This is a genomic window from Streptomyces sp. NPDC025651 (genome assembly GCF_055558735.1).
In genome coordinates, this window is the sequence record NZ_JBVHLZ010000005.1 from 344,906 (window position 1) to 367,342 (window position 22,437).

The 22,437-nt window shown below is 69.8% G+C and carries 17 protein-coding genes and 1 tRNA gene; 16 read left to right on the top strand and 2 right to left on the bottom strand.

Going from position 1 to position 22,437, the window contains the following annotated elements:
• Window position 1 precedes the first annotated feature (1 nt).
• Window positions 2-2,593, top strand: a complete 2,592-nt coding sequence (gene mgtA / locus ACZ4D5_RS20905) for a magnesium-translocating P-type ATPase (RefSeq protein ID WP_467773863.1) — start codon at window positions 2-4, stop codon at window positions 2,591-2,593.
• Between the two features lie 47 nt (window positions 2,594-2,640).
• Window positions 2,641-2,811, top strand: a complete 171-nt coding sequence (gene tatA, locus ACZ4D5_RS20910) for a Sec-independent protein translocase subunit TatA (protein WP_467773864.1) — start codon at window positions 2,641-2,643, stop codon at window positions 2,809-2,811.
• Between the two features lie 5 nt (window positions 2,812-2,816).
• On the opposite strand, the gene ACZ4D5_RS20915 is transcribed toward tatA, so the two are convergent.
• Window positions 2,817-3,470: a YceI family protein gene (locus ACZ4D5_RS20915; RefSeq protein ID WP_467773865.1), complete on the bottom strand. Its 654-nt coding sequence runs from the start codon at window positions 3,468-3,470 to the stop codon at window positions 2,817-2,819.
• A 1,252-nt stretch (window positions 3,471-4,722) separates the two neighbouring features.
• Here ACZ4D5_RS20915 and ACZ4D5_RS20920 point away from each other — a divergent pair.
• Window positions 4,723-5,475, top strand: a complete 753-nt coding sequence (locus tag ACZ4D5_RS20920) for a DUF6551 family protein (RefSeq protein WP_467773866.1) — start codon at window positions 4,723-4,725, stop codon at window positions 5,473-5,475.
• 2,072 nt (window positions 5,476-7,547) lie between these two features.
• On the opposite strand, the gene ACZ4D5_RS20925 is transcribed toward ACZ4D5_RS20920, so the two are convergent.
• Window positions 7,548-7,619: transfer RNA gene (locus ACZ4D5_RS20925), tRNA-Arg, on the bottom strand.
• A gap of 129 nt (window positions 7,620-7,748) precedes the next feature.
• Between ACZ4D5_RS20925 and ACZ4D5_RS20930 the strand changes: the two genes are divergently transcribed.
• The 13 genes from ACZ4D5_RS20930 (at window position 7,749) to ACZ4D5_RS20990 (ending at window position 22,424) form a co-directional block, all read left to right on the top strand.
• Complete coding sequence (locus ACZ4D5_RS20930; protein WP_467774042.1) at window positions 7,749-8,354, top strand: response regulator; 606 nt, start codon at window positions 7,749-7,751, stop codon at window positions 8,352-8,354.
• A gap of 210 nt (window positions 8,355-8,564) precedes the next feature.
• Window positions 8,565-9,668, top strand: a complete 1,104-nt coding sequence (nrtL, locus tag ACZ4D5_RS20935; protein ID WP_467773867.1) for an ArgS-related anticodon-binding protein NrtL — start codon at window positions 8,565-8,567, stop codon at window positions 9,666-9,668.
• A 45-nt stretch (window positions 9,669-9,713) separates the two neighbouring features.
• Complete coding sequence (lysA, locus tag ACZ4D5_RS20940) at window positions 9,714-11,105, top strand: diaminopimelate decarboxylase (RefSeq protein WP_467773868.1); 1,392 nt, start codon at window positions 9,714-9,716, stop codon at window positions 11,103-11,105.
• A 103-nt stretch (window positions 11,106-11,208) separates the two neighbouring features.
• On the top strand, window positions 11,209-12,501 hold the full coding sequence (locus ACZ4D5_RS20945) for a homoserine dehydrogenase (protein WP_467773869.1): 1,293 nt from the start codon (window positions 11,209-11,211) through the stop codon (window positions 12,499-12,501).
• 6 nt (window positions 12,502-12,507) lie between these two features.
• On the top strand, window positions 12,508-13,566 hold the full coding sequence (gene thrC / locus ACZ4D5_RS20950) for a threonine synthase (protein ID WP_467773870.1): 1,059 nt from the start codon (window positions 12,508-12,510) through the stop codon (window positions 13,564-13,566).
• 243 nt (window positions 13,567-13,809) lie between these two features.
• A complete protein-coding gene (thrB, locus tag ACZ4D5_RS20955) occupies window positions 13,810-14,727 on the top strand; it encodes a homoserine kinase (protein ID WP_467773871.1) in 918 nt (305 codons plus the stop codon).
• 397 nt (window positions 14,728-15,124) lie between these two features.
• Complete coding sequence (gene rho, locus ACZ4D5_RS20960) at window positions 15,125-17,137, top strand: transcription termination factor Rho (RefSeq protein ID WP_467773872.1); 2,013 nt, start codon at window positions 15,125-15,127, stop codon at window positions 17,135-17,137.
• 352 nt (window positions 17,138-17,489) lie between these two features.
• Window positions 17,490-18,617, top strand: a complete 1,128-nt coding sequence (locus ACZ4D5_RS20965) for an LCP family protein (protein ID WP_467773873.1) — start codon at window positions 17,490-17,492, stop codon at window positions 18,615-18,617.
• A gap of 170 nt (window positions 18,618-18,787) precedes the next feature.
• Window positions 18,788-19,012, top strand: a complete 225-nt coding sequence (rpmE, locus tag ACZ4D5_RS20970) for a 50S ribosomal protein L31 (protein WP_055696813.1) — start codon at window positions 18,788-18,790, stop codon at window positions 19,010-19,012.
• A gap of 116 nt (window positions 19,013-19,128) precedes the next feature.
• Complete coding sequence (prfA, locus tag ACZ4D5_RS20975; protein ID WP_362328806.1) at window positions 19,129-20,205, top strand: peptide chain release factor 1; 1,077 nt, start codon at window positions 19,129-19,131, stop codon at window positions 20,203-20,205.
• 37 nt (window positions 20,206-20,242) lie between these two features.
• Complete coding sequence (gene prmC / locus ACZ4D5_RS20980; RefSeq protein WP_362328808.1) at window positions 20,243-21,088, top strand: peptide chain release factor N(5)-glutamine methyltransferase; 846 nt, start codon at window positions 20,243-20,245, stop codon at window positions 21,086-21,088.
• Between the two features lie 38 nt (window positions 21,089-21,126).
• On the top strand, window positions 21,127-21,774 hold the full coding sequence (locus ACZ4D5_RS20985) for an L-threonylcarbamoyladenylate synthase (RefSeq protein WP_362328809.1): 648 nt from the start codon (window positions 21,127-21,129) through the stop codon (window positions 21,772-21,774).
• Entirely contained in the window at window positions 21,771-22,424 is a 654-nt protein-coding gene (locus tag ACZ4D5_RS20990) for an arsenate reductase/protein-tyrosine-phosphatase family protein (protein ID WP_467773874.1), read from the top strand. The genes ACZ4D5_RS20985 and ACZ4D5_RS20990 overlap by 4 nt, the downstream gene beginning before the upstream one ends.
• The last annotated feature ends 13 nt before the right edge of the window (window positions 22,425-22,437 follow it).

Below are 22,437 nucleotides of genomic sequence, written 5' to 3' on the forward strand. Positions count from 1 at the left end.
TTTGGCGGCGCGACCCACCACGCTCACGGTCCTGCGTTCGCTGGAGTCCGGGCCGCGTGGTCTCACCGAGGAGGAGGCCGACGCCCGGCTTGCCCGGCACGGCCCGAACGCCCTGCCGGCCCGGCGGACCGTGCCGTGGCCCGGCCGGTTCGTACGCGCGCTCCGCGACCCCTTCACCGCCGTCCTGCTCTGCCTCGGCCTGGTCTGCGCCGCCGTCGCCGCCTGGGGCACGGCCTGCGTGATCACCGTGCTGGTGGCGGTCAGCTGCGCGCTCCGGTCCACGGGCGAGCATCGCGCCGACCGCGCGGTGAGCGCCCTGCGCGACCTGGTGCCCACCACGGCGACGGTGCTGCGCCGCCCCCGCGAGGACGCACCACCGGTATCCCGCGAACTCCCCGTCGACGAGCTCGCCCCCGGCGACGTCGTCCGGCTCGCCCCGGGAGACCTGATCCCGGCGGACGTCCACCTGCTCAAGTCGACCGGCCTGTACGTGAACCAGGCCGCGCTGACGGGCGAGTCGGCACCGGCCCCCAAGCGTGCCGCGGACGCGCCGGCGGACGGCGGGACCGCCACCCCCGCACCCCTCGACTCCCCGCACCTCTGCTTCCAGGGCAGCAGCGTCACGTCCGGCAGCGGCACGGCGGTGGTGGTGGCGACGGGCACCGGGACGCGCTTCGCCGCGGAGCACGGGGTGGCCGGTGGGCGGTGGTGGCGCCGCGGCCGTCCCCGTGCCGCAGGCCTCCACCGCCCGCCCAGCGCCTTCGACCGTTCCGTACGGGGCGTCTCCTGGATCCTCGTACGCTTCATGCTGCTCACCCCGCCGCTGGTGCTCGTGGCGGACGCGGCCCTGCGCGGACGCGGCCTGGAGACGCTGCCGTTCGCCGTCGCGGTGGCGGTCGGGCTGACCCCGGAGATGCTGCCGGTGGTCGTCACCACCTGCCTGGCGCGGGGCGCGGCCGACCTGGCCCGCACCCACCGCGTGACCGTGAAACGGCTGCCCGCGCTGCACGACCTCGGCGCCATGGACGTCCTGTGCGTGGACAAGACCGGCACGCTGACGCGGGACCGCCCGGTCGTGGAGCGGGGCACGGACACCGGGCCGGCGGCCGAAGCGGCGTTGCACTGGGCGGCGGTGAACGCCTGGTGGACCCTCCAACTCGCCGACCTGCCCGCCCCGGACGCCCTGGACGAGGCGATCCTGGACGCGGCCGACGAGGACGCCCTCACCCGCTACGAGGGCATCGCCGCCCTCCCCTTCGACCCCGTACGCCGCCTGGCCACCGCCGTGGTCACACGCCCCGGCGCCGGCCTGGGCGTCCACACGCTCGTGGTCAAGGGAGCGGTGGAGGACGTACTGGAACGCTGCGCGCTGCCCGACGAGGAGCGCGCCCGCCTCCACGCCCGCGCCGCACACCACACGGAGCGCGGCCTGCGCCTCCTGGCGGTCGCCACCGCCGACCGCCCCGCACGGCACCGCGACTGGACACCGGCAGACGTACGAGGCCTGACGTTCCGGGGCTTCGTCGCGCTGCGCGACGCGCTGACCCCGGCCGCGGGACCGGCCCTGCGGGCGCTCGCCGACCGGGGCGTCACGGTCAGGATCCTGACCGGCGACCAGCCGGGCACGGCGGCACGGGCCTGCGCCGACCTGGGCCTGCCCGCGCCCATCGGCCCGGACGACATCCGCACGGCCGAGGACATCGAGGGCCTCACCCTGCCCGAGCTCGCCGAACTGGCCGACCGCACCACGGTCTTCGCCCGCTGCACCCCCGACCACAAGGCCCGCGTCGTCACGGCCCTGCGCGCCCGCGGCCACACCACGGGCTTCCTGGGAGACGGCGTCAACGACCTCCCGGCGCTGAGGGCGGCCGACGTGGGCGTGGCACCGTACGACGCGACGCCGGTGGCGAGGGAGATGGCGGACGTGATCCTCCCGGAACAGATCCCGTCCCCCACGGAGGCATCCGGCCTGACGGCGCTGGACCGAGCCATCACCACGGGCCGCTCCAGCGCGACACGGGTGACCGCATACCTCCACATCGCCCTCTCCTCGAACCTCGGCAACGTCATGGCCATGCTCACGGCGGCCCTGCTGCTCCCCTTCCTGCCGATGCTCCCGGCACAGGTGCTGGCCCAGAATCTCTGCTTCGACGCGGCCCAACTGGCCTTCGCCCACGAACGCCCGTCTCCCGCCGCCCTGCGCCGCCCCACACCCCTGCGCCCCCGCCCCCTGCTCCGCTTCGTCACCCGCTTCGGCGCACTCAACGCCCTGGCGGACCTGGCCACGTTCGCGATCCTCGCCGTGGCGGTACCGGGCCCGACGGGCGCGGACGACGAGGCGCTGTTCCACACGGGCTGGTTCACGGAGAACCTCGTCACCCAGTCCCTCGCGATGCTGCTCCTGCGCACGACCCGTGCGCGGTCCACACCGCTGACCTGGGCGGCGGGTGCCCTGGCGGCGGCGGGCCTGCTGCTCCCGGTCACCCCCGTGGGCCGGGCCCTCGGCATGACACCGCTGCCGCCCCTCTACTACGTCCTCCTGTGCGCGGTGGCGGCGCTGTACGCGACGGCACTGCGCGCCCTGAGGCGATAGTTGTACAGTTGCGCAATAAGGCAACTGTTGAGGAAGGCGAGCCCCCGATGATCCGCAACGCCCTGGAACCCTGGCACCTACTGATCGTCGCGATAGTGGTCCTGGCCCTGTTCGGCTCGAAACGCCTCCCGGACACGGCCCGCTCCCTGGGCAAGTCGCTCCGCATCCTCAAGAGCGAGACTCGGGCGCTGAAGGAGGACGACGCGGACCGGAAGTAGCTGCTCTACGCCGTGCTCCGGACGGCCGAGACGTCGAACTGCAGCCGCACCTTCTCGCTCACCATGGTGCCGCCCGCGGCGAGCCGCTGGTTGTAGACGAGCCCCCACTCGGTGCGGTCGATGGTGGTGGTGCCGTCGAAGCCGCAGCGCTCGTACCCGAACGGATCGAGGACCGAGCCGAGATAGTCGAGTTGCAGCTCGACGGGCCGGGTGACATCACGAATGGTCAGGTCCCCGGTCATCCGAAAGCTCTCCCCGCCCTCGTGCCGCGCGGCGGTGCTCCGGAACACCATCTCGGGAAAGCGCCGGGCATCGAAGAAGTCGGCCCCGACGAGATGGGCGTCCCGCTGCTCCACGCCGGTGTCGACGCTGCCGACCCGGATGACGATCTCGGCCCGCGAGGCGGAGGGCCGCTCCCCGTCGAAGTACAGCGAACTCTCGTAGTCGGCGAAAGCCCCTCGCACCGTCGTGACCATGGCGTGCCGCACGGAGAACCCGATGCGGCTGTGCGGCCGGTCGATGGTCCACTGCCCGGTGAGCCCCCGCAACGCAGGATCAAGCGCGACACCACCACCCTCCCCCCGAGGGGAAGGCACACCGGCAAGACCGAACGACGACGCCTCGACGGCGGCACCCTGACGACGACTGAAGATGCCCAACGGTCGTACCCTCCTCCGGAATTGATCACTCCGTGCTATCACGGCACGCACGACCACTCCCCGGCAAGATGGCCCCCCTCGTCCGTCTTCCATGGCCCCGACGGCAAAGTTGCACAGGATCGACAAAGTGTGGATGCACATTGGGCCGCGGAAAAACCACACACGGTGACACCAAGACCAGCCACGCCGCGCTGGCCCCGGCCAGGCCGGGGGGAGGGGCTGCAGGCCGACCGAATCCACCAACTCGATCGGCCGACCAATCCGCCAACTCGATCGACCGGCGGCAGCCTGGGCTTCTCGGCGCCGAGAAGCCGATCGAGACGGTCCCTCTCCCTGGCGAGCGCGGCGAGGCCTGAGCGCAGGTCTGCTCGAAGTGGGGGTCGATCTCCACTCCGAGGTCGTGCCGCAACGTGACCCGCAGCAGATACACGCCATCGGACAGTGGCCCACTGAATCATGCCTTCGCCCGCCGGTACGCGGCATCGCGGGCGGCGACCCGCATACGCGCGAGCCGCGGTGTTCAGTTCTGCGTAGGGGCCACGCTTGGCCTCCAACGCCTGTTCTTGGCGCTCCTGCTCCCGCTCGCGATCAGCACGCCGATTCTGCTCGACCGCTTCGGCCCGACCGGCCCGCTGACTGAGCACGGCCCCCCAGAGCGCCCCATCGTTCCGCCGACGCCGACACGCGACGGCTCCGGACGGCACACGCCCGCACATACGCAAAGACCCCGCACTCAGCGAACTCGCTGACGGCGGCGTCTTCAGGCACCTCATTCAAGGTGCCACGGGCAGGATTCGAACCTGCTCGCGCGGCTCCGGAGTTCGGTTGGGTCTTGTGTGTCTCCCGTGGGCAGGGCGGTGCTCACGCGCCACGGCCTTGTGACATCCCGCAGATACGCCGCGTGCTAGGGGAGGGCTGGTTCTTGTCGGCGTCGGCCAGTGGCCTCAAGTCGGTCTTCGGCACCGGCGTGTTCTGGGTACAGAACGACCTTGGTGGCCAGGCCGCCAACGTCGTCGTCCTGCCTCGGCGCGCGGCCATTGACCCAGCCCCCAAAGGGAAGTTGGTCCTGTCGGCGGGGTGATCGTCAATTGCACAGGGTGGGGAACGTGTGTTTGAATGCTTGCCGCGCTGTATCCCAAGATCCCGGCTTCGGCCGTCAACTCCCCCTAACGCAGCGCTGAAGGGCACAGCTATGCCTAAGGCTCGATACACGTTCGAGCTCCCTGAGCATCGTGTGGACTATGGCGTTGAGGTGTCGATCAAGAACCTCAACATCGATCCGCAGGCGCAGAGGACCCTCAACGAGAAGCGCGCACAGAACATCTCGAGCAAGATGGTGCGTGAGGCGCTCGGCTCGATAATCGTGTCGAAGCGTCCCGATGGTGACCTCTACATAGTCGACGGGCAGCACCGGTGGCGCGCATGCGCGCTTGCGGGTATCCCCACCATCATGGCCGAAGTTCATCACGGCCTGACACAGGCTCAGGAAGCCATCCTCTTCCTGATCAAGAACCGGGAATCGCACAAGCCGCGCCCCATCGATGAGTACCACGTGGGTCTCACCGGCGGTGTCCCGCTCTTCGTGGACACGGACAGGATCCTGGAGAAGCACGGCCTCGCGCTGGGTTCGACTTCGACGAACGGTGTGGGCGCAGTCTCTGGAGTGCTCCAGATTGTCGACCGGTACGGTGCGTCTGTCTTCGATCGCACGCTCTCGGTGGCGGAAGACGCGTGGGACCGTTCGGCGGAGACGTGGGATGGCATGCTGCTGGGGGGCATCGGTGCGTTCCTCGGCCGGTGGGGCGACCTCGTCGACGACAAAGAGCTTGCCCGGAAGATGCAGAGCATGGGTACGGCCGCCAAGTGGCGCTCCGAGATTCTCAGCCAGTCGTCTCGGGGTGGATTCAACAACAGTGGTACGGGCTCCCGTGTGACGACTGCGTACCGGCTCGTCGCGACCGCCTGGAACAAGGGCCGCAAGGCCGAGAACCGCATCGAGGCGTAACTCGACGCTTAGCCGGCGCCTCCTCATATGCGGAGAAGGCGATCGTCCACCGGCTTGACCTGAGCGCGCGCTGTCCCCCTTGCGTGCCCGCTTAGTCCAACGGGTGTCGTGATCTATGCCAGCGTCCTCCGGAGATGGGCGTTCAAGCCGTCGCACTTCAGGCGACCGACGTCGCATCTTTGTCAGGCGCGAGCCATTTCGCACTTGTATGCGAAGCGGATAGCCGATGTTGCTTGTGTCTCGCCGACCTCTTCGAAAAGGTCCGCAGTCGTGTTCTTTCAGTTGTTTGATGGTGCGTCCGTGGGGACCATCGTCGTTGCCGCCGTTGCCTGCGCGATGCTCGCCGCGGCCAGGATGGTCAGGAACCTCCCTAAGGATTCGATCAGTAAGTTCTTCGAGCACCGCACGACCAAGTATCAGATCATTGCCGGAGACTCCAAGGGGCGTGTCGCCGAGGTACAGAAGCAACGCCTTGTGTTTCTGGGCTTTGTGTGCGTGTGTGTGGCCGTCGTAGTGCTCGTCATAGTGAGCGCAACGGACGACAGGGGTCAGGCTCCTGCATCTCCGTCAGCGCCGGCGACAGTTGCCCCCTCGCCTTCGGCTCAATAGGCGGGGTCTAGTTGATGAAGGCCCCTCGGTGTTGGCTGAGGGGCCTTCTGATCAGTAGCTCTACACAGAACGGCCATTGACGGTCGTATGGGTTGAACTGTCGACCTGAGAGGACTCTACCGGCCTCATCGAGTTGAGGAAGTTGGTGTACTCCGTTGTTGTACGGCAATGCTCCGGAGAGCGTTTCGGCCTCGGCACGTGCGCAGGTACCCCGGTCCTCACCAGGTGTTTAGGGGTCACTTTTCCAGTCCCCGATCCACCATCTGGGGTGTAACTGCCGATGCTGAACGCCCCGCTCGGCTGGACTACTTGCCAGAGCGTTTCGGGTTTCTCTGCTGTTGGCAGGAGTCCGAGGGCGTGCTGATCGAGCCATTGGTGCTGCGGGCGTGGGCTGACGGCTGACCACCTGACGGACTCTTCCATGAAGGCGCAGATTCGTGTGTGGCACCTTCCTCGGGCGACGTGTGTCGAAGGGGTGTGAGCGCGGCCTCCTGGTGCTCCAGGGGGGCTGCTCGTCGTTGGTGATGCGCTCGGTCCTTGCCCTTGTGAAGCTCAAGCTCGATGGCGCAGCTACCGCGGCCAAGACGGTTCGGAAGAAGACGCTCGTCGACGTGCTCCAGTACGCGGTCCTGTTGCCTCCGTGAAGTGGCAGAAGCCGCAGGTAGCCACGGAAATAGATCATCGTGTGGTCGCGAATCCACGCCAGATGAACGCGATCCTCGACACCTTCACACACGTCGGCGGATTCCGCGGCGCCCGCTGAGAAGAGGTGGACTGACACCGGCACGACGCAGGACGGACCGCAGGTTGAAGGACCATCCTGAGCAAGAGGTCTGCCCTTGTTCCGATCCCTCCGGGGCTGGGCCTTATCTGCAAGTGGAGCCCCGACGCCTCCGGTACTGCCGATGACGGTCTCCTGTTCTTCAATGAGCGGGGGGGGGACTCCTACGTACAACCGCGTCTGGCACGAGGCACGCGGAATCGCGCTCTCGCCTGCTCGCGTGTCATGTCCGCTCGCTGGTTCACCCCGTGCGCGGCCGGACGCTCGGCTCTCTCCGGCTGGCTGAACGCCGGCCTTGACCCGGTTGAGGTCGCTGAACGCGACGCGCAGGGGACAGCGTCGAAGTACCAGAAGTACTACTCGCCCGCTACGCGAAGTGCATGCACGGGCGGCGCGAGATCGGGATTCAGCGCATCGAGAGCTTCTTCCGCGAGTGCGAGTGACGCTCGCTCATCCGATCCGCCTTGCTGGCCGTTCGGCGATACGTTCCAGGCCCCTAGGCCCCTCGGGGGCTTCGCCGTTTCCGCGGTCAGACCTGTGGAAACTCCCCATGATCCATCCCGCGAACACGCCACAGCCCCCGACATGCGACGGCTCAGCGTGGCATCCGCCCGCACATACGCAAAGACCCCGCACTCAGCGAACTCGCTGACGGCGGGGTCTTCAGACACCTCATACAAGGTGCCCCCGGCAGGATTCGAACCTGCGCACACGGCTCCGGAGGCCGTTGCTCTATCCCCTGAGCTACGGGGGCGTGTCGTTCGCGGCTGGCGCGGTGACGGGTAGAACCCTACCAGCTCCTCGGGGCTCCCCATGAACAGGTATTTCCGGGCTTCCGGGTCCGCCGCGGCGAACCCGGAAGCCCCACGAGGCCCAGCAGCCGCTGCCGACTCCCTCGCACGGGGCGGAAGTAGGGAAAACCGGGACGCGGCGGCAGGTGCGGACCTACTCTCGAGTTGTGTCAGGCGTGCCCGGCCGCGTGCTTGTTGTGGACGACAACAAGGTCATCCGGCAACTGATCAGGGTCAACCTCGAGCTGGAGGGCTTCGAGGTCGTGACCGCGGCCGATGGTGCCGAATGCCTGGACGTCGTGCAGCAGGTCCAGCCCGACGTGGTCACCCTGGACGTCGTGATGCCCCGGCTCGACGGACTGCGGACCGCCGCGCGGCTCCGTTCCGACGCCCGCACCCGGAACCTGCCGATCGTCATCGTCAGTGCCTGTACGCAGTACGAGGTGGAGAGCGGCCTGGAGGTCGGCGTCGACGCCTTCCTCGCCAAGCCCTTCGAGCCGAGCGAACTGATCGGGATCGTGCGGCAGTTGATGGAGCGCGAGGGGCGCGGGCCCGGGCAGGGGCCCGGGCGTGAGCGCGGCCCGGTGGGGAGTGAGCGCCGGGCCGGTGGACCCGGCGGAGTCGGTGAGGTGGGCTCCAGCTCCAGCTCCGGTCCCAGCAGCGACGAGGCCGAGCGCGCCACGCAGGCCGGCGGCTGACCACGGAATCCTCGGAGTTCAGGGACCAGGACCGCCCCTCCAGAGCCAGGGATCAGGACCACTCCTTCCGGGGTCAGGGATCAGGGCCACCTTCCGACCCAAGCCCCCCACCTCCGGAACCGCCTCCCCCGAAGCCCCGCCGTCCACATCCCGGACCATCCAGGAAACCAAGTCGCCTACCGACCCCCCTCCTCCCATACGCTTGTCCCCGTGACCCCCGTCGAGCTCTCCCGCACCGTGCTGCGCGCCATGCGCCATGCCGTCGATGCCGGTGAGCTCCGCGTGGCCGTGCCGGAGGCAGGGAGCGTGCGGGTCGAGCGGCCGCGGCCCGGGGGGTGCGGGGACTACGCCACTGGTGTCGCCCTGCAGATCGCCCGTGCCGCAGGACGCTCCCCGAGGGACGTCGCCGAGGTGCTGTCCCCGCGGCTGGCCGCCGAGCCCGGCATCGCGGGCGTCGACATCACCGGGCCCGGGTTCCTCAACATCACCCTCGCGGGCGCCCGCGCCGAAGTCCTCGTGCGGGACGTCCTGGCCCGCGGCGGCTGCTACGGGCACGTCCACCCCGACACCGGCGACCTCGCCCAGATCCACGTACCCCGAGAGATCCGCGCCGTCGTCCTCGCCGACAGCGCCCGCCGCATCCTCCGCTCCCAGGGCACCCTCGTCCGCGTCACCTGCGACGACGCCCTCGACCCCGCCTGGGTGGACACGCTGGGCGTACGGGTCGACGCGTACGGACGGCCGCCCCGGCCGCAGCCCTCCCCACACCCCACCCCCGCCCAGCCGGACGCCCCCGCCGTCCCCACCCTCCGCCCCGTCCCCGCCCCCACGCACCCGGACCCCCTCCGCCTCGGTCGCGACGCCGCCCGGTGGGCCCTGCTGCACCCCGCCGCCCACGACCACCCCCGCCCCACCGAGGAGCACCTCGCCCAGCGGGAGGGCAACCCCCTCTTCCGCGTCCGGTACGCCCACTCCCGCTCCCGCGCCCTCACCCGCAACGCCGCCGAGCTGGGCTTTGCCGCCACCCCCGGCGACGTGCCCGAGAACCCCCTGCTCGACGCGATCGACGCGTACCCCGCCGTCCTCGCCTCCGCCGCGCACCACCGTGCCCCGGACCGCCTCGCCCGGCACCTCGTCACCACCGCCGACGCCTTCCTCGCCTTCCAGACGGTCACGCACGGCGCCGTGCTGCCCTGCGGTGACGAGAAACCCTCGGCCACCCACCGCGCCCGGCTCGCCCTCGCCGAAGCCGCCGGGACGGTGCTGGCCGGTGGCCTGTCCCTGCTCGGCATCAGCGCACCCGAATACCTGTGACACCCGCGAGAGACGAGTGCCACCCGTGAGAGAGACGACCGAGTCATGAGCCGTTCCGCACACCCCGCCGGGCCCCGCCACGCCGACGTCCTGCCCGAGGGCCACTACAGCGCGCCGCCCACCGACCTCAACGCCCTGGACGCCAAGGTCTGGTCCCGCACGGTCACCCGCACCCCCGAAGGCGTCGTCACCACCGGCGGCATCGAAGTGACGCGCCTGGCCGAGGAGTTCGGCACCCCGGCGTACTTCATCGACGAGGCCGACTTCCGCGCCCGCTGCCGTGCCTGGCGCGACGCCTTCGGCACCGAGGCCGACGTGTTCTACGCCGGCAAGGCCTTCCTCTCCCGTGCCGTCGTGCGGTGGCTGCACGAGGAAGGGCTCAACCTCGACGTGTGCAGCGGCGGCGAGCTCGCCACCGCCCTCGCCGCCGGCATGCCCGCCGAGCGCATCGCCTTCCACGGCAACAACAAGACCGAGGACGAGATCCACCGGGCGATCGAGGCCGGCGTGGGACGCATCGTCCTCGACTCCTTCCAGGAGATCGTGCGCGTCTCGCACATCGCCGAGCGGCTCGGCAGGCGCCAGCCCGTGCAGATCCGCGTGACCGTGGGCGTCGAGGCACACACCCACGAGTTCATCGCCACCGCCCACGAGGACCAGAAGTTCGGCATCGCGCTCGCGGGCGGCCAGGCCGCCGAGGCCGTGCGGCGCGCCCTCAAGCTGGACGGGCTCGAACTCATCGGGATCCACTCCCACATCGGCTCGCAGATCTTCGACATGGCCGGGTTCGAGGTCTCCGCCCGCCGCGTCGTGCAGCTGCTCGCCGAGGTGCGCGACGAGCACGGCGTCGAGCTCCCCGAGATCGACCTCGGCGGCGGCCTCGGCATCGCGTACACCTCGGACGACGACCCCCGCGAGCCGCACGAGATCGCCAAGGCGCTGAACGAGATCGTCACGCGCGAGTGCGCGGCCGCGCAGCTGCGTACCCCCCGCATCTCCGTCGAGCCCGGCCGCGCCATCGTCGGCCCGACCGCCTTCACGCTCTACGAGGTCGGCACCGTCAAGCCCCTCGAAGGGCTGCGTACGTACGTCTCCGTGGACGGCGGCATGTCCGACAACATCCGCACCGCGCTGTACGACGCCGAGTACACCGTCGCCCTCGTCTCCCGCTCCTCCGACGCCGAGCCCATGCTGGTGCGCGTCGTCGGCAAGCACTGTGAGAGTGGCGACATCGTCGTACGGGACGCTTTCCTTCCGGCCGACCTCGCGCCCGGCGACCTGATCGCCGTGCCCGCGACCGGCGCGTACTGCCGCTCCATGGCGAGCAACTACAACCACGCACTTCGCCCGCCCGTCGTCGCCGTCCAAGGCGGCGAGGCGCGGGTGATCGTCCGGCGTGAGACGGAGGAAGATCTCCTGCGTCTCGACGTCGGATGACGGAAAAGATGAAATAGATGTCTCAGGATCCGGACAATGGACAGAAAGTCTGTTCCGGTGGGTGAGACTGGTTCCACCGTAGATGTATGAGAAGTGAGGTCGGATGATGCGTACGCGTCCGCTGAAGGTGGCGCTGCTGGGCTGTGGGGTTGTCGGCTCAGAGGTGGCGCGCATCATGACGACGCACGCCGACGACCTCACAGCCAGGATCGGCGCCCCGGTGGAGCTCGCCGGGGTCGCCGTCCGCCGCCCCTCCAAGGTGCGTGAGGGAATCGACCCGTCCCTGATCACCACCGACGCGACCGCGCTGGTCAAACGGGGTGACATTGACGTCATCGTCGAGGTGATCGGCGGCATCGAGCCCGCCCGCACCCTCATCACCACCGCGTTCGAGCACGGCGCGTCGGTCGTCTCCGCGAACAAGGCGCTCATCGCGCAGGACGGCGAGGCCCTGCACGCCGCCGCCGTCGAGCACGGCCGCGACCTGTACTACGAGGCCGCCGTCGCCGGCGCCATCCCGTTGATCCGGCCGCTGCGCGAGTCCCTCGCCGGCGACAAGGTCAACCGCGTCCTCGGCATCGTGAACGGCACGACCAACTTCATCCTCGATGCCATGGACACGACGGGGGCGGGCTACCAGGAAGCCCTCGACGAGGCCACCGCGCTCGGGTACGCCGAGGCCGACCCCACCGCCGACGTCGAGGGCTTCGACGCCGCCGCCAAGGCCGCGATCCTCGCCGGCATCGCCTTCCACACGCGCGTGCGTCTCGACGACGTGTACCGCGAGGGCATGACCGAGGTCACCGCCGCCGACTTCGCGTCCGCGAAGCGCATGGGCTGCACCATCAAGCTCCTCGCGATCTGCGAGCGGGCCGCCGACGGCGAGTCCGTCACCGCGCGCGTGCACCCCGCGATGATTCCGCTCAGCCACCCGCTGGCGTCGGTCCGCGAGGCGTACAACGCCGTCTTCGTCGAGGCGGAGGCCGCGGGACAGCTGATGTTCTACGGCCCCGGCGCCGGTGGCTCGCCCACCGCGTCCGCCGTCCTCGGCGACCTCGTCGCCGTCTGCCGCAACAAGCTCGCCGAGGCCACAGGGCCCGGCGACTCCGCGTACACCCGGCTGCCCGTGGGCTCCATGGGCGAGGTCGTCACGCGCTACCACATCAGCCTCGACGTGGCCGACAAGCCGGGTGTCCTCGCCCAGGTCGCGACGGTCTTCGCCGAGCACGGCGTATCGATCGATACGGTCCGTCAGACGGGCAAGGACGGCGAGGCATCCCTCGTCGTCGTCACCCACCGCGCGCCCGACGCCGCCCTCACCGGCACCGTCGACGCGTTGCGCAAACTCGACACCGTGCGTGGTGTCGCCAGCATCATGCGGGTTGAAGGGGAGTAAGCAGCAATGAGCCACCAGTGGCGCGGAATCATCGAGGAGTACCGGGACCGCCTTCCGGTCTCCGACACCACGCCGGTCGTGACGCTTCGCGAGGGCGGCACGCCGCTCGTACCCGCGCAGGTGCTCTCCGAGCGCACGGGCTGCGAGGTCCACCTCAAGGTCGAGGGCGCCAACCCCACGGGGTCCTTCAAGGACCGCGGCATGACCATGGCGATCACCAAGGCCAAGGAGGAGGGCGCCAAGGCCGTCATCTGCGCCTCCACCGGCAACACCTCCGCCTCGGCCGCCGCCTACGCCGTACGCGCGGGGATGGTCTGCGCGGTCCTGGTGCCGCAGGGCAAGATCGCGCTCGGCAAGATGGGCCAGGCGCTCGTCTACGGCTCGAAGATCCTCCAGGTCGACGGCAACTTCGACGACTGCCTGAACCTCGCCCGCGGTCTCTCCGAGAACTACCCGGTGGCGCTGGTCAATTCGGTCAACCCGTTCCGCATCGAGGGCCAGAAGACCGCCTCCTTCGAGATCGTGGACGCGCTCGGCGACGCCCCCGACATCCACGTCCTTCCCGTCGGCAACGCCGGCAACATCACCGCCTACTGGAAGGGCTACAAGGAGTACGCGGCCGACTCGGTGTCGACGCACACGCCCCGGATGTGGGGCTTCCAGGCCTCCGGTTCCGCGCCCATCGTGCGCGGCGAGGTCGTCAAGGACCCCTCGACGATCGCCACCGCGATTCGCATCGGCAACCCCGCGTCGTGGCAGCACGCGCTGGCCGCGCGCGACGAGTCCGGCGGCTTCATCGACGAGGTGACTGACCGTGAGATCCTGCGCGCCTACAAGCTGTTGGCGTCCCAGGAGGGTGTCTTCGTGGAGCCCGCGTCGGCCGCCTCGGTCGCCGGTCTGCTGAAGGCCGCCGAGGAGGGCAAGGTCGACAAGGGCCAGAAGATCGTGTGCACGGTCACGGGCAACGGCCTCAAGGACCCCGACTGGGCCGTCGCCGGCGCGCCGCAGCCGGTCACCGTCCCGGTCGACGCGGCCGCCGCCGCCGAGCGCCTCGGCCTGGCGTAACCGCAGGCAGAACCCGCAACTCCGTACAGGGGGTGGCACAGGGGGCTTACGACACGCATCGTGCGCCTCCTGTGCGCCCTATGTCGCCACAGAACCTTCCTTCGATAGGCTGTACCGAACCCGCCCCGCCGCATATGCCGCGGTGCCGCCGTCGTCCGCGGCCTTCGGGTGTCCCGTACATGTGGCGCGTAGTACAAATTACGCAGTCTCAAGAACACGCAGCTCAAGGAGAGTCATCGAGCGATGGCCGGTCCCGCGTTCCGCGCCGCCGCCGTCCGGGTGCGCGTCCCCGCCACCAGCGCCAACCTCGGCCCGGGCTTCGACGCCCTGGGTCTGGCCCTGGGTCTGTACGACGACGTGGTCGTCCGGGTGGCCGACTCCGGCCTGAACATCGACATCGCGGGAGAGGGCAGCGAGACCCTCCCGCGCGACGAGTCGCACCTGCTCGTCCGCTCCCTGCGCACCGCCTTCGACCTGCTGGGCGGACAGCCGCGCGGACTCGAGATCGTCTGCGCCAACCGCATCCCGCACGGCCGCGGCCTCGGCTCCTCGTCCGCCGCCATCTGCGCCGGAATCGTCGCCGCGCGCGCCGTGACCATAGGCGGAGAGGCCAGGCTCGACGACGCCGCGCTGCTCGAACTCGCCACCGAGATCGAGGGCCACCCCGACAACGTCGCGGCCTGTCTGCTCGGCGGTTTCACGCTCTCCTGGATGGACGGGGGAGCGGCCCGCGCGATCAGGATGGACCCCGCCGATTCCATCGTTCCGGTGGTTTTCGTCCCCGGAAAGCCCGTCCTCACCGAGACGGCCCGCGGACTGCTCCCGCGCACCGTCCCGCACGTCGACGCGGCTGCCAACGCGGGCCGGGCGGCCCTGCTCGTCGAGGCCCTGACCAGGCGCCCCGAGCTGCTGCTCCCCGCCACCGAGGACCGCCTCCACCAGGAGTACCGCGCCCCGGCCATGCCGGAGAGCGCCGCACTGGTGGAGCGGCTGCGCGCCGACGGCGTGCCCGCGGTGATCTCCGGCGCGGGACCCACGGTCCTCGCGCTGGCCGAAGACAGTGCGGCCGACAAGGTCGCACGCCTGGCGGGCGAGGGCTGGGCGGCCAACCGCCTGGTGCTCGACGCCACGGGAGCGAGCGTGCTGCCGCTTGCGCCCTGAGGCAGAGAACGCACTGAATTCGGGGTGTCCGGATTCGGAGAGGGGGAATGTTTGTTGGATCCGGTAGTGTTAATCTCAAGTCTGCACCCGACCCATCCATGGCGAGGTGCTTTGTGTCCCCGTCCGGGACAACCATTCTTCCGGGAGCCTCCCAATCTGCTTCGTGCCCCGCACTGAGCGGTCCTGAGCACGCTCCGGAACCGGCGTGACCGAGCCGAGTGACACCGCACTTCAGTGGCACCGCATCGGGAATCGCCATCACCAATGAATTCTTCCGCCGCCATGGCGGACCACCGCCCCGGCACGGTCCACACGAAACAGCAAGGACCGACAGCCGGACAGCACAACCGGTCGCCGAGCCAGACAGGCCGACGTCCGCTCCAGGGAAGGACCCTTCGTGAGCGACACCACCGATCTGATGGGCGTGACTGCCGACACGCCCGCCACGGACGCCTCTGCGGCGCCTGCCACCGGTGCTTCGGCCGGGTCCCGGCGGCGCCGCGGCACCGGCCTCGAGGGCATGGTGCTGGCGGAACTGCAGCAGGTCGCATCGGGCCTTGGAATCAAGGGCACGGGGCGCATGCGCAAGAGCCAGCTGATCGAGGTCATCAAGGAGGCGCAGGCAGGGGGCGGAGCCCCGGCGAAGAGCGCCGCGGCTTCCGGGGACACCACCGAGACCAAGCCGAAGCGCCGCGCCACCTCGAAGGCCCGTACGGGCGAGGACGCCGCGGAGAGCGCCACCAAGGCGAGCAAGGCGGACAAGGCCGAGGCCGGCAAGGCGCCCGCCCAGCAGCAGATCGACATCCCCGGCCAGCCGGCCAGCGACGACCAGCCGGCCGGTGAGCGCCGTCGGCGCCGGGCCACCGCGGACGCGGGCAGCCCGGAGACGGTCGCCGCCGAGGCGAAGGGCGAGTCGAAGGCCGAGGCCAAGGGCGACGCGTCCGAGGCCAAGGGCGACAAGGGCGGCGACGGCTCCGGCGACAACAACGCCGAGGGCCGCCGCGAGCGCCGTGACCGCCAGGGCCGCGGCCGTGACCGCGACCGCCGCGGCAACAAGGGCGACGACCAGCAGGGCGGCGGTCGCCAGGACCGTCAGCAGCAGGGCGGCGGCCGTCAGGACCGTCAGCGGGACAACGGACCGCGGGCCGACGAGGACGGGGACGACTTCGAGGGTGGCCGCCGCGGCCGCCGCGGTCGTTACCGGGACCGCCGTGGCCGTCGCGGCCGCGACGAGGGCTTCGGCAACGAGCCGCAGGTCTCCGAGGACGACGTCCTGATCCCCGTCGCGGGCATCCTGGACATCCTCGACAACTACGCGTTCATCCGTACGTCGGGCTACCTCCCCGGCCCCAACGACGTGTACGTCTCGCTGGCCCAGGTCCGCAAGAACGGTCTGCGCAAGGGCGACCACGTCACCGGCGCGGTCCGTCAGCCCAAGGACGGCGAGCGCCGCGAGAAGTTCAACGCGCTGGTCCGCCTGGACTCCGTCAACGGCATGGCACCCGAATCCGGGCGCGGGCGGCCGGAGTTCAACAAGCTGACGCCCCTTTACCCGCAGGACCGGCTCCGCCTGGAGACCGACCCGGGCGTGCTCACCACCCGCATCATCGACCTCGTCTCGCCCATCGGTAAGGGCCAGCGCGGTCTGATCGTGGCCCCGCCGAAGACCGGCAAGACCATGATCATGCAGGCGGTCGCCAACGCGATCACGCACAACAACCCCGAGTGCCACCTGATGGTCGTCCTGGTCGACGAGCGTCCGGAAGAGGTCACCGACATGCAGCGGTCGGTCAAGGGCGAGGTCATCTCCTCGACCTTCGACCGCCCGGCCGAGGACCACACCACGGTCGCCGAGCTCGCCATCGAGCGCGCCAAGCGTCTGGTGGAGCTGGGTCACGACGTCGTCGTGCTGCTCGACTCGATCACGCGCCTGGGCCGTGCGTACAACCTGGCGGCCCCGGCCTCCGGGCGCATCCTGTCCGGTGGTGTCGACTCGACGGCGCTGTACCCGCCCAAGCGCTTCTTCGGTGCCGCGCGCAACATCGAGGACGGCGGCTCGCTGACCATCCTCGCGACCGCGCTCGTCGACACCGGGTCCCGCATGGACGAGGTGATCTTCGAGGAGTTCAAGGGCACCGGCAACATGGAGCTCAAGCTCGACCGGAAGCTCGCCGACAAGCGCATCTTCCCGGCGGTGGACGTCGACGCGTCCGGTACCCGCAAGGAAGAGATCCTGCTCGGCTCGGACGAGCTGGCGATCGTGTGGAAGCTGCGCCGGGTGCTGCACGCGCTCGACCAGCAGCAGGCGATCGAGCTGCTTCTCGACAAGATGAAGCAGACGAAGTCGAACGCCGAGTTCCTGCTGCAGATCCAGAAGACGACCCCGACGCCGGGCAACGGCAACGACTAGTCGTCCTCGGCGGCCGAGAGCAGCCGAGAACAGAAGAAAGGGCCGCCCCGTCACTGGTGTGACGGGGCGGCCCTTTTGGCGTCGGGTGTGTGTCCGGCGTGATCAAAGCGAGACCTTGACCACACACATAAGAGATTCTCACGGTCACGGGCAGTAGCCCGGGGTTGCGAAAAACCGCAGGTAGGAGGCCGAAAGGCCGAAAGTCGCGGACACGGGGAGTGAGCGGCGCACACCGCGGCGCACATGGGGCGCTGTGCAACCCTTCAAGCGGTTTCCACGTCTGACAAGTGACGACGAACCATGCCTGGCCCTGAAAGCAGGGGGTAACCGACCGACGAGGACTGAGGAGCACATGGCCGACGAGAGCACTCCCGCCAATCCAGCGGAGACGAAGCCGAAGCGTCCGCGCGGCGGAGGCGGCCGGCGCCGCAAGCCCCGCAAGCGCAGCAAGGCGCTCGTCGTCACGGCATGGACCGCGGCCTCGGTGGTCGTCCTCGGCGGAGGCGGAATCGGCTTCCTCTACTTCAAGCTCAACGGCAACATCAAGGGCGTCGACATCAACGCCGCGCTCGGCACGGACCGCCCGATGGACATCGACAACGGCTCCCAGGACATCCTCGTCCTCGGCTCGGACTCGCGCTCCGGAGACAACTCCAAGTACGGCAAGGACGAGGGCGCGGCCCGCTCGGACACGGCGATGATCGTGCACGTCTACAAGGGCCACAAGAAGGCCAGCGTCGTCTCCATACCCCGCGACACCCTGATAACCAGGCCCGAGTGCAAGACCGAGGACGGCAGGACCGACCCCGGCGGCCGACGGCAGATGTTCAACACGGCGTACGAGGTGGGCGGCCCCGCCTGCGCCGTCAAGACCGTCGAGAAGATGTCCGGCATCAGGATGGACCACTACGTCGAGGTGGACTTCACGGGCTTCAAGAAGCTCATCGACACCCTCGGCGGCGTCGACATCACCACCAAGAAGGCCATCCACGACAAGGACAGCCACCTCGACCTGGAGCCCGGCACCCACACGCTCAACGGCGAGCAGGCCCTCGGCCTGGTCCGCACCCGGCACGGCGTCGGCGACGGCAGCGACCTCGGCCGCATCCAGCTCCAGCAGGCCTTCATCAAGGCCCTGCTCAACCAGGTCAAGGACGTCGGCGTCTTCAGCAACCCGAAGAAGCTCTTCGACCTCGCGGACGACGCGACCAGCGCCATCACCACCGACTCCGACCTGAACGACGTGCAGTCGCTGGCGAGCTTCGCGGGCGGCCTCAAGGGGATCGGCGCGGGCGACATGAAGATGGTCACGATGCCCATCCAGTACGACCCCAACGACCTCAACCGGGTCCTGCCCCTCGAAGAGGCGGACCAGGAGGTCTGGGACGCGCTCAAGGCCGACAAGCCCATCCCCAAGTCCGCCACCGAGAAGTCCGCGGGCGACAAGGGCTCCGCGGGCGACGTGGTCAGCAGCGACTGACCGGCGGCTGACCAGCGACTGAGCCGTCGCGGGCCCCGTCAGGAATAGATCGGCACCGACCCCGGTTTTGGGAGATACGGCCGGTCCTGGCAGACTGGTACGTCGGCCCCGGTTCACGTACGAGCAATCCGCGCGTACGACCCGGCGCCCTCCCGAAACTAGGAGACACCTTGAAGCGCGACATCCACCCCGAGTACGTCGAGACGCAGGTCAGCTGCACCTGTGGCGCGTCGTTCACCACCCGCAGCACGATCTCCAGCGGCACCGTCCGTGCCGAGGTCTGCTCCGAGTGCCACCCGTTCTACACGGGCAAGCAGAAGATCCTCGACACCGGTGGCCGCGTGGCCCGCTTCGAGGCCCGCTTCGGCAAGGCTGCAGGCTCCGCCAAGAAGTAGCGAGCCACTGCGCCGGTCATCGGCCGCCCTCGGGAAGGGGGTGGCCGGGACCGGCGCTTTTGCCGTCCCGCAGCCAATTCGCGTAGAACCATCGCGTAGAAACCCAGGAGCCCCCGATGTTCGAGGCGGTCGAGGAACTGATCGGCGAGCACGCCGATCTCGAGAAGAAGCTCGCAGACCCGTCGGTCCACGCCGACCAGGCCAACGCGCGCAAGCTCAACAAGCGCTACGCCGAGCTGACTCCGATCGTCGCGACGTACCGCTCCTGGAAGCAGACCGGGGACGACATCGAGACCGCCCGCGAACTGGCCGCCGACGACCCGGACTTCGCCGCCGAGGTCAAGGACCTGGAGCGGCAGCGCGAGGAGATCACCGAGAAGCTGCGGCTGCTGCTCGTGCCCCGGGACCCGTCCGACGACAAGGACGTCATCCTGGAGATCAAGGCGGGCGCGGGCGGCGACGAGTCGGCGCTGTTCGCCGGCGACCTGCTGCGCATGTACCTGCGGTACGCGGAGCGCGTCGGCTGGAAGACCGAGATCATCGACTCCACCGAGTCCGAGCTCGGCGGCTACAAGGACGTCCAGGTCGCCGTGAAGACCAAGGGCGGCCAGGGCGCGACCGAGCCCGGCCAGGGTGTCTGGGCGCGCATGAAGTACGAGGGCGGCGTGCACCGCGTGCAGCGCGTGCCCTCCACCGAGTCCCAGGGGCGCATCCACACCTCCGCGGCCGGTGTCCTGGTGACGCCCGAGGCCGAGGAGATCGACGTCGAGATCCACGCCAACGACCTGCGCATCGACGTCTACCGCTCCTCCGGGCCCGGCGGCCAGTCCGTCAACACGACCGACTCCGCGGTGCGCATCACGCACATTCCCACCGGAGTCGTCGCCTCCTGCCAGAACGAGAAGAGCCAGCTGCAGAACAAGGAGCAGGCGATGCGTATCCTGCGCTCCAGGCTCCTCGCGGCGGCCCAGGAAGAGGCGGAGAAGGAGGCCGCGGACGCCCGCCGCAGCCAGGTCCGCACCGTCGACCGCTCCGAGAAGATCCGGACGTACAACTTCCCGGAAAACCGCATCTCGGACCACCGCGTCGGTTTCAAGGCGTACAACTTGGACCAGGTGCTCGACGGCGACCTCGACGCGGTCATCCAGGCCTGTGTCGACGCGGACTCCGCCGCCAAGCTCGCCGCCGCGTAAGCACACCCGCTCGTACGACCCGCCCCGGAGGACCAGCGTGAACCTGCTGCTCGCGGAAGTGGCCCAGGCCACCCAGCGGCTGGCCGACGCCGGCGTGCCCTCGCCGCGCAACGACGCGGAGGAGCTCGCCGCCTTCGTGCACGGCGTGAAGCGGGGCGAGCTGCACTCCGTCAAGGACGCCGACTTCGACGCCCGCTACTGGGAGACGATCGCGCGGCGCGAGGCACGCGAGCCCCTGCAGCACATCACCGGGCGGGCCTTCTTCCGCTATCTGGAGCTGCAGGTCGGGCCCGGCGTCTTCGTGCCGCGCCCGGAGACCGAGTCGGTCGTCGGGTGGGCCATAGACGCCGTGCGCGCGATGGACGTCGTCGAGCCGCTGATCGTCGACCTGTGCACAGGATCCGGGGCCATCGCGCTCGCCATGGCGCAGGAGGTCCCGCGCTCGCGGGTGCACGCCGTGGAGCTCTCCGAGGACGCCCTGAGGTGGACGCGGAAGAACGTCGAGGGGTCCAGGGTCAAGCTCGTGCAGGGGGACGCCAGGGAGGCCTTCCCCGAGCTCGACGGGCAGGTCGACCTGGTGATCTCCAACCCGCCGTACATCCCGCTCACCGAGTGGGAGTACGTCGCTCCGGAAGCCCGCGACTACGACCCCGAGCTCGCCCTGTTCTCCGGCGAGGACGGCCTCGACCTGATCCGCGGCATCGAGCGCACGGCCCACCGGCTGCTTCGGCCCGGGGGAGTGGTCGTCATCGAGCACGCGGACACCCAGGGCGGCCAGGTCCCGTGGATCTTCACCGAGGAGCGGGGCTGGGCCGACGCGGCCGACCACCCCGATCTCAACAACCGCCCGCGCTTCGCGACCGCCCGCAAGGCGATGCCGTGACAACCCAGATCCTGAACGTGTACGAGGAGGCCCGCTAAATGGCACGGCGATACGACACCAACGACGCGACCGACCGTACGACCGGTCTGCGCGAGGCCGCGTCCGCCGTCCGCCGTGGCGAGCTGGTCGTGCTGCCCACCGACACCGTCTACGGCATCGGTGCCGACGCGTTCACGCCCGAGGCCTGCGCCGACCTGCTCGACGCCAAGGGCCGCGGCCGCAACATGCCCACGCCCGTCCTGATCGGCTCGCCGAACACGCTGCACGGCCTGGTCACCGACTTCTCCGAGATGGCATGGGAGCTCGTCGACGCCTTCTGGCCGGGCGCCCTGACCCTGATCGCCAAGCAGCAGCCGTCCCTGCAGTGGGACCTCGGCGACACCCGCGGCACGGTCGCGATCCGCATGCCGCTGCACCCCGTCGCCATCGAGCTGCTCACCGAGGTCGGCCCCATGGCCGTCTCCTCCGCGAACCTCACGGGACACCCGGCACCCGAGGACTGCGACGCCGCGCAGGAGATGCTCGGCGACTCCGTCTCCGTGTACCTGGACGGCGGCCCGACCCCCGGCATCGTCCCGTCGTCGATCGTCGACGTCACGGGCAAGGTGCCGGTGCTGCTGCGCGCGGGCGCCCTTGACGCGGACGAGCTGCGCAAGGTCGTACCCGACCTCGAGGTGGCGAATTGACAGCCCCTGAGACGGGGCGTGGCATAGCGGGCTTCCCGGGCTCTGCGGGCACCTTCCGCATCCTCCACGTCAGCACCGGCAACGTATGCCGCTCGCCGATCACCGAGCGGCTGACCAGGCACGCCCTCGCCGACCGCCTCGGCGACCCCTTCACCGGCGGCCTGATCGTGGAGAGCGCGGGCACCTGGGGCCACGAGGGCGCCCCCATGGAGACCAACGCCGAGACGGTCCTCGCGGACTTCGGGGCGGACGCCACCGGCTTCATGGGCCGCGAGCTCCTCGACGACCACGTCATCCGGGCCGACCTCGTCCTCACCGCGACGCGCGACCACCGGGCCCAGGTCATCTCGATGGGTCACTCGGCGGGACTGCGCACGTTCACGCTCAAGGAGTTCACGCGGCTCGTGCGGGCCATAGACCCGACGACGCTGCCGGACCCCGACGGGGACGGCGTGGTGGAGCGCGCGCGTGCCCTGGTGCGGGCCGCCGCCGCGCTGCGCGGCTGGCTCCTGGCACCGAGCGTGGAGGCCGACGAGGTCTACGACCCGTACGGGGCGCCCCTGCCGTTCTTCCGCTCCGTGGGAGACGAGATCAACCAGGCGCTCGACCCCGTGGTGACGGCGCTGACCGGAGTGCCCGCGCACATGTAGCGGCCTACATTGG